Source organism: Pseudarthrobacter sp. AB1, assembly GCF_014926485.1.
GTDB lineage: Bacteria > Actinomycetota > Actinomycetes > Actinomycetales > Micrococcaceae > Arthrobacter.
The window spans coordinates 227,902-234,601 of sequence record NZ_PZKO01000032.1 but is presented as its reverse complement, the minus strand read 5'-3'; the positions used below and the strand labels follow the sequence as shown (position 1 = coordinate 234,601).

10 protein-coding genes and 1 pseudogene are annotated in these 6,700 nt (G+C 63.6%); 5 read left to right on the top strand and 6 right to left on the bottom strand.

Features of this window, described 5'->3' with window-relative positions; all coding sequences use genetic code 11:
- A partial coding sequence (locus DAD99_RS21670) for a hypothetical protein (RefSeq protein ID WP_227007845.1) occupies nt 1–197 on the top strand: 197 nt, incomplete at its 5' end.
- Between the two features lie 296 nt (nt 198–493).
- Here the strand turns inward: DAD99_RS21670 and rpsN are convergent.
- Genes rpsN through rpmB form a run of 3 tightly spaced genes read right to left on the bottom strand, consistent with a single transcriptional unit; the run spans nt 494 to nt 1,207 of the window.
- Nucleotides 494–799, bottom strand: coding sequence for a 30S ribosomal protein S14 (rpsN, locus tag DAD99_RS09770; RefSeq protein ID WP_026266887.1), 306 nt, complete (start codon nt 797–799; stop codon nt 494–496).
- A gap of 4 nt (nt 800–803) precedes the next feature.
- Nucleotides 804–971, bottom strand: a complete 168-nt coding sequence (gene rpmG, locus DAD99_RS09765) for a 50S ribosomal protein L33 (RefSeq protein WP_013602737.1) — start codon at nt 969–971, stop codon at nt 804–806.
- Nucleotides 971–1,207, bottom strand: coding sequence for a 50S ribosomal protein L28 (gene rpmB / locus DAD99_RS09760; RefSeq protein ID WP_056342125.1), 237 nt, complete (start codon nt 1,205–1,207; stop codon nt 971–973). Before rpmB ends, rpmG begins: the two co-directional genes overlap by 1 nt.
- Before the next feature lie 339 nt (nt 1,208–1,546).
- On the opposite strand from rpmB, the pseudogene DAD99_RS09755 reads away from it, so the two are divergent.
- From DAD99_RS09755 to DAD99_RS09745, 3 genes and pseudogenes are all read left to right on the top strand, one after another.
- A pseudogene (locus DAD99_RS09755) lies at nt 1,547–2,899 on the top strand (ferric reductase-like transmembrane domain-containing protein); the annotation flags it as partial.
- On the top strand, nt 2,859–3,239 hold the full coding sequence (locus tag DAD99_RS09750; RefSeq protein WP_193341378.1) for an FMN-binding protein: 381 nt from the start codon (nt 2,859–2,861) through the stop codon (nt 3,237–3,239). The pseudogene DAD99_RS09755 and the gene DAD99_RS09750, both read left to right, overlap by 41 nt.
- 55 nt (nt 3,240–3,294) lie before the next feature.
- Nucleotides 3,295–4,056, top strand: coding sequence for an FAD:protein FMN transferase (locus tag DAD99_RS09745; RefSeq protein ID WP_193341362.1), 762 nt, complete (start codon nt 3,295–3,297; stop codon nt 4,054–4,056).
- Here the strand turns inward: DAD99_RS09745 and DAD99_RS09740 are convergent.
- Both DAD99_RS09740 and DAD99_RS09735 read right to left on the bottom strand, forming a co-directional pair.
- Nucleotides 4,051–4,812, bottom strand: a complete 762-nt coding sequence (locus DAD99_RS09740) for an SGNH/GDSL hydrolase family protein (protein WP_193341361.1) — start codon at nt 4,810–4,812, stop codon at nt 4,051–4,053. The genes DAD99_RS09745 and DAD99_RS09740 overlap by 6 nt on opposite strands.
- Before the next feature lie 89 nt (nt 4,813–4,901).
- Complete coding sequence (locus tag DAD99_RS09735; protein ID WP_185261892.1) at nt 4,902–5,393, bottom strand: MarR family winged helix-turn-helix transcriptional regulator; 492 nt, start codon at nt 5,391–5,393, stop codon at nt 4,902–4,904.
- A gap of 82 nt (nt 5,394–5,475) precedes the next feature.
- Between DAD99_RS09735 and DAD99_RS09730 the strand changes: the two genes are divergently transcribed.
- The gene (locus DAD99_RS09730; protein ID WP_193341360.1) at nt 5,476–5,775 is read left to right on the top strand and encodes a YciI family protein; all 300 of its coding nucleotides are present in this window, start codon (nt 5,476–5,478) and stop codon (nt 5,773–5,775) included.
- Between the two features lie 51 nt (nt 5,776–5,826).
- Here DAD99_RS09730 and DAD99_RS09725 read toward each other — a convergent pair whose 3' ends face one another.
- A complete protein-coding gene (locus tag DAD99_RS09725; protein WP_375372204.1) occupies nt 5,827–6,657 on the bottom strand; it encodes an SGNH/GDSL hydrolase family protein in 831 nt (276 codons plus the stop codon).
- Nucleotides 6,658–6,700 lie beyond the last annotated feature (43 nt).

The window sequence follows — 6,700 nt, the reverse complement described above, 5'->3', positions numbered from 1 at the left end:
GAGTTCTCAAACAACAGACACACCCGGCACCACCACAACCATCTAATCGGCCGTGGATCGCTCCGGAGCAACTTTTCAAACTTACCCGGTTTCCCGCCCCGATGCAAATCCATATTCCAGGACCCACACCAGCAGAAAACACATCCCCACCAAACAAAGGCGCTCAAAAGAACAACCAACATTTGGTCTTGAATTAGGGGGTTTGGCCGCCCGCGGTAACCAGCTCTTCGCTGTTCCCCTCGCGGCGACTTAGAAAACAATACACCCACCCAACCCCCACCGCAAATCCACCCCCACAAGAGGCCAAAACCCTGCCGTTCCGGGCCCAAAGCCGGCATCGGCACCCAAAACCGGGCGCCGCCGTCGTACGTGACTTCTGTGTGCTGCAGCACAACCGACGATGCAGCTCGCCGCAACAGATGTTAAAAGCAGAAGGGCCGGCAACCAAACGGTTGCCGGCCCTTCTCAAGCAGCTGGAATCAGCGGTACTGAATTACCAGGAAGACTTGGTGATGCCCGGGAGCTCACCGCGGTGAGCCATGTCGCGGAAGCGAACACGGGAGATACCGAACTTCTGGAAGGTACCGCGGGGACGGCCGTCGATGATGTCGCGGTTACGCAGACGGACGGGCGACGCGTTGCGGGGAAGCTTCTGCAGGCCGAGGCGTGCTGCTTCGCGAACTTCGTCGGTCGAGTTGGGGTCAACCAGAGCCTTCTTCAGTTCGAGGCGCTTTGCAGCGTAACGCTCAACGATGACTTTACGCTGTTCGTTCTTTGCGATCATTGACTTCTTAGCCATGTGTTTAGCGCTCCTCTCGGAATTCGACGTGCTGACGGATCTTGGGATCGTACTTCTTCAGAACCATACGGTCCGGGTCGTTACGACGGTTCTTCCGCGTCACGTAGGTGTAACCCGTGCCCGCAGTCGACTTGAGCTTGATGATCGGACGTACGTCCTTGTCCTTAGCCATTAGAGCTTCACTCCCCGAGCAAGGATGGCGGCGACGACTACGTCGATGCCGCGTACGTCGATGGTCTTGATGCCCTTTGCAGAAAGCTGCAGAGTGACGTTACGGCGCAGGGACGGAACCCAGTAGCGCTTCTTCTGGATGTTCGGATCGAACCGACGCTTGTTGCGACGGTGCGAGTGCGAAATGCTGTGCCCAAAGCCCGGCTCGGCTCCGGTCACTTGGCAGTGTGCTGCCATGACTTCTCCTCAAGAATTGAATGTAATGATCCGCATATCTGCTGCAGGATCATGCGCCTAAGTGCGACCCAAAGTGATCAGGGTGAACGGTTAGTCACGCAACTTGAGCCCCTAACTACCGGCTACCCTGGAGAAAATTACCGGGCCACCGGAGCAATTGCGCACGCTCCGCGCACTTAGCGCTCACCAAGTCTACGAGTTCACGCAATTAAAGACCAATCCGGGCCCGGACGGTGTATAAGGGCGCCGCACCAGGTACCGCTTTTCTGTGGGGCATTCATAGCCGACCAACCAGCAGGTTCACAGCTTAATGAAAGCTTCGAAGCCCACAGTTGAACCATGACATCCAAGCTCCGCTCTGACACCAGAACCCCGAACCGCCCGGGCCAAAATGGTCAGCGCGCAACGCCGGGCCGCCCCTCGCGGGCTGGGTTATTCGACGGACAACATCGCCGGCGACTGCTCCGTACCGACGCGTTGACGGTCATCGCCTGGGGATCGGTGGCCGCCGCCGTGGCGTTGTGGCTGGCCGACGGCGGCGCAACAGTCATAAATTCGCCCGCCTCCGCGTTTACCGCGTTGGGGATCGTGGCGGGATTGGCAGGCATGGACCTGGTCCTGTTGATGCTCCTGCTGGCGGCCCGCATTCCCTTCGTTGACCGGACAATCGGCCACGACCGCGCCCTGGAATTCCACCGGAGACTCGGCAAACCCTCGCTGTACCTCCTGCTGGCCCATGGGCTCCTGATCGCGGTGGGCTACGGGCTGGCCGAGGGCCTGGACCCCATCAGCGAATCCGTTGCCCTCTGGATCCTGGTACCGGACATGTGGCTGGCCTACATATCCATGGCCCTGTTCATCGCCGTAGTGGTCACGTCGCTGGTGGCCGTCCGGCGTCGTTTCCCTTACGAATTCTGGTACGCGGTGCACCTGCTGACGTACGCCGCCGTCGGTACCTCCCTCCCCCATCAGTTCAGCGTGGGCGGACTCTTCGCGGCGGGAACGTGGCAGCGCTGGTACTGGCTGGCCATCTGCGCCGCCACCGGCGCGGCCCTCCTGTACTTCCGCGTAGTGCAGCCGGTCGTTGCCACTTCCCGGCACAAACTCACGGTCAGCCGCGTGACGATAGCGGCCCCGGGCGTGGTGAACATCGAGATGACCGGGCTGCAGCTGGACCGGCTCGCCGGTAGCGGCGGGCGGTTCTTCATCTGGCGCTTCCTCGCCCCGGGCCTATGGTGGCATCCGCACCCCTTCAGCCTGTCAGCCGAGCCGCTGGCGTCCGGACCTGGGCATGGGTCCGCGCTTCGGATCACCGTCCGTAACCTCGGCCGCGGATCCGCGCAGCTTGCCAGGCTGAAGCCCGGCACCAAGGTTGCCGTGGAAGGACCGTACGGACTGTTCAGCACCGCGGCCCGGACGCGGAGCAAAGTGGTGATGATCGGAGCGGGAATCGGCATCACCCCGCTGCGCGCCCTTTTGGAAGACACCCCTCTTGCCCCCGGAGACGCCACTGTCCTGCTGCGGGGCCACAACGAAGAAGAGCTTTACCTGGGATCCGAAATCCTGGCCCTTTGCCAAAAACGCGGAGCCGAATTGTTCCATCTGACGGGTGCCCGTGCTCGGTGGAACGACAATAGCTGGTTGCCGGAAGATGCAGTACGCGCCGGCCACACAATTGCTGCGTATGTCCCCCATATCGCCGATTCGGACGTCTACATCTGCGGCCCCGCAAGTTGGGCCCGGAACGTCTGCAGCGGCCGGCACGTACGACGGCGCGGTGGTGCCCACGCGGTTTGGCTCCGTTCAGGTGCAGATCACAGTGCAGGCAGGGACAATTACCGAGGTCACGGCACTCCACCTGACCGACGACGACCGAAAATCAATCCAGATCAGCAACCGGGCTGCGCCCCTGCTCCGGACCGAAGTCTTGGCCGCCCAGTCGGCCGAGGTCAAGACAATCAGCGGCGCCACCGTCACCAGCAGCGCCTACCTCACGTCCCTCCAGGCAGCCATCGATGCCGCGAACCTCTAGGAACCCCGCAATCCAGGCGGACCGGCTGCCTATGAAAGCAAGGACATTCCGCAGCATGGGCACGGTCATTAGCCTGACGATGCCGGTGAACCCGGCCGCGGGAGGGAACGGGCAGGAGGATGAACTGGCCGCCGCCACCGCCGTCGTCGAACGCCTGTTCCTGGACCTGAACCAAACATTCAGCCTGTACCGGGCCGATTCTGAAGCGAGCACCATTGCGCGCGGCGAACTGTCCCTGCGCGACGCCTCCGCGGGCATGCGTGCACGGTACGCCGAGGCTCTGGGCTGGCGATTGCGCACCGAAGGTGCCTTCACCCCGGAAAGGCCCGACGGCGCGCTGGACCTTTCCGGCCTCGTCAAGGCTTTCGCGATCCAGGAGGCAGCCACATCACTGCTGGCGCTCGGGCGTCCGGACTGGTGTCTGAACGCGGGCGGCGACGTGCTGGTAAGCGGTTCGCCGGTGCCTGGAAGCAACGCACCTTGGGACGCGGGCATCATGGATCCCGCGGACCGTGGCGTTCTGCTGGCCGGCTACCCACTGGGACAGCGTCACGCGGCGTTGGCGACTTCCGGCTCCGCAGAAAGGGGCGACCATATCTGGGGCCGGCCCAGGGATTCCTCGGCGTTCACCCAGGTCTCCGTTGCGGCTGCGGACATCACGACGGCGGACGTCCTCGCCACCGCGATTGTGGCAGGCGGCAGGCCGATGCTGGACAGGGCTACCGACGGCTGGGACGTCGCGGTACTGGCGGTTCTTGCCGACGGGGAACTGCTGGCCACGCCGGGCTTCCGCAGCCACGGGATTCGGCCGCTATAGGCGCGTGAGCTGCGCGTACTTGGGTGCCAGGCCGTCCCCCGAAGACTTACCAGTGACGCGGCGGACCACCCACGGTCCGGCAAATTCGCGGACCCAACGGGCGTTGGCGCGGATGGCTTCGGCCCGGTTCAGCTCAGGCACCGGGGTCATGGGCGGGACTTCGATCGAGTGGTCGTGCTCCAGGACCGTGAGGACGCGGTTGGCCATGTTGGCGTGCCCGGCAGCGGACATGTGCATCCGGTCCTGGGCCCACATGCCCCAGTTGTAGTACTCGTTGAAGCGCCAGTAATCCACCAGCAATGCACCGTGGTCCCCGGCAATGCCGCGGATCAGCTCGTTGTATATGGCTGTGCGGCCGCGCATGGTGCTGAACACCTTGGAGCCCCGCGCATCGAAGCCGGTGAACATCACCACGGTGGCGCCGGTGGTCGCCAGCTTGCGGATGCCGGCGTCGTATTCCGCCAGGAGATCGTCGATGTCGATCCTGGGCCGCAGAATGTCGTTGGCGCCTGCGTAAATGGTCACCAAGGTGGGGTTAAGGTCGACGGCGGCGTCCACCTGTTCTGCCATGATCCGGCGAAGCTTCCTGCCGCGGATGGCCAGGTTGGCGTAGCCGAAGCCGGGATCCGCCGCGCCCAGCCGCTCGGCCACGCGGTCCGCCCAGCCGCGGACACCATTGGGACGGCTGGGATCGTCATCCCCGACCCCCTCCGTGAAAGAGTCGCCGAGCGCTACATACCGGGTCGAAAAGTCCATGGCGTCAGTCTTTCATCTGTTGCCGGGAGCAACCAAGGCGGGGCCTGCCCGGAGGGTGACGGTCCGAGGGTGGCGGTCCGAGCGGCGGCTTATGGCCGGCTTTCAGTCTCGCGCAGGATCCAGTGGTCATCATCCAGCCGGGCCACGATTTTTTCGCCGATGCGGGCGAGATCATTGACGTCGCGTTCCGTCAGGGCGTCCAGGAACTTGGTGCGGACTGCCTCCACGTGGCCCGGTGCGAGCGCCTCCAAAGTGGCCATCCCGACGTCGGACAGGTGTGCGGTGGTGACCCGGGCATCTCGGGGGTGCGGACGCCGCTCCAGCCAGCCGCGCTTCTCCAGTTTGGAGACCACGTGCGAGAGCCGGGACAGCGACGAACTGGTGCGGGCGGCCAGCTGGCTCATCGGCAGGAAACGGCCCTCGGCCTCTGACAGCATGGCCATGACGTTGTAATCGAAAAGGGACACCTTGCCGGCGGTGTGGAGCTGGTTGTCCAGGGCAGCCGGCAGCAGCGTGTTGATGCTCAGGAGTGCCAGCCAGGCACGTCGTTCGTCGGCGTTGAGCCAGCGCGGTTCGGTCATGCGTCCATTCTAGAAGCAGAGCGTGGTTGAGCGTTCAAGTGACGCACCAGTTCCCCTGGACCCGTCCGAGTAGGCTGGCTTTATGTTTGTTGTATCGCTGACCTACAAGGTGCCCGAAGACATTGTGGACTATCACCGCCCCGCGCATATGGCCTGGGTTAAGCAGGCGTTCGACGACGGCGTGTTCCTGGCGTCCGGACGCCTGGTTCCCGCCGTGGGTGGTGTGCTGTTGTCCAAGGCCGACCGAACCACACTGGATGCTGCGTTGGCCAAGGACCCCTTCTACAGCAACGGCGTGGCCGAGTTCGAGGTCATCGAATTCACTGCCACCACCGTGGCAGAGGGTTACGAAAACCTGCTGGACACGCAACAGCATCTGTGATGCTGCCCGCAAGTCAACAGATGTTTACGAAATCAGGACTTTCGGGCGCCCCTAAAGTCTTACGTCCAGGTCCATCAACTTCTTCAGCCCACGCTTCCGCGGCACCTTGACGGGTTCCGGCCAGCGCGGCGCCAACGTATCCCCGAGCGTGACGCCCCTGATTTTGCGGCCGAAGAGCGGCAGCACCCAGTCATTGACCCAACGCCGCTGCCGTTGCTCCCACTCCCGGAGGCTGAGCCGGGCCGGCGGGTCCCAGTCCTTCGGGCGGATCTTGTGCGGCACCCCGAGCTGGTCCAGGACCTGCCCGGCGAGGTACTTATGGCCCGCCTTGGACATGTGGAGGCGGTCCGAGTCCCACATCCGACGGTCATGGAAGGCGTCCAGGCACCAGTAATCCACCAGGATCGCCCCGTGCTTGGCGGCGATCTCGCGGACTCGCTGGTTGTAGACCGTGTTCCGCTTCTTCAGCAGCTCCAGGACGGCTGATACTTTGACGTCGAAGCCGGTGAACAGGACCACCGTGGCTCCGCTCCCGGTCAACTGCGCCACGAAGCTTTCGTACTCGTCCATCAGGGCGGCCATGTCCGTGCCAATGTCCAGGATGTCGTTCCCGCCGGCATACAGGGTGATCAGCGCGGGCTTCATGGCGAGGGCCGGCTCTAACTGCTCGCTGATGATGTGCCGTAGGCGTTTGCTCCGGATAGCAAGGTTGGCGTATTCCCAGCCCGGCTCAGCCCTTGCCAGCTTCTCCGCCACCCGGTCAGCCCAACCCCGCACGCCGTTTGGCAGCCGCTCATCCCGGTCCCCCACGCCCTCGGTAAACGAGTCCCCAAGGGCAACAAAGACACGCAGCCCGTCCCGCGCAGGCAGTAAGGGAGAGATATCCACGCGACCACCCTAGCCACCCAAGACAACGACAGGGTTA

Bases quoted from the DNA above. Each gene is read 5' to 3' on its own strand.
- rpsN (WP_026266887.1), bottom strand. From the start codon at position 799: ATGGCTAAGAAGTCAATGATCGCAAAGAACGAACAGCGTAAAGTCATC.
- rpmG (WP_013602737.1), bottom strand. From the start codon at position 971: ATGGCTAAGGACAAGGACGTACGTCCGATCATCAAGCTCAAGTCGACT.
- rpmB (WP_056342125.1), bottom strand. From the start codon at position 1,207: ATGGCAGCACACTGCCAAGTGACCGGAGCCGAGCCGGGCTTTGGGCAC.
- DAD99_RS09750 (WP_193341378.1), top strand. From the start codon at position 2,859: ATGCAGTACGCGCCGGCCACACAATTGCTGCGTATGTCCCCCATATCG.
- DAD99_RS09745 (WP_193341362.1), top strand. From the start codon at position 3,295: ATGGGCACGGTCATTAGCCTGACGATGCCGGTGAACCCGGCCGCGGGA.
- DAD99_RS09740 (WP_193341361.1), bottom strand. From the start codon at position 4,812: ATGGACTTTTCGACCCGGTATGTAGCGCTCGGCGACTCTTTCACGGAG.
- DAD99_RS09735 (WP_185261892.1), bottom strand. From the start codon at position 5,393: ATGACCGAACCGCGCTGGCTCAACGCCGACGAACGACGTGCCTGGCTG.
- DAD99_RS09730 (WP_193341360.1), top strand. From the start codon at position 5,476: ATGTTTGTTGTATCGCTGACCTACAAGGTGCCCGAAGACATTGTGGAC.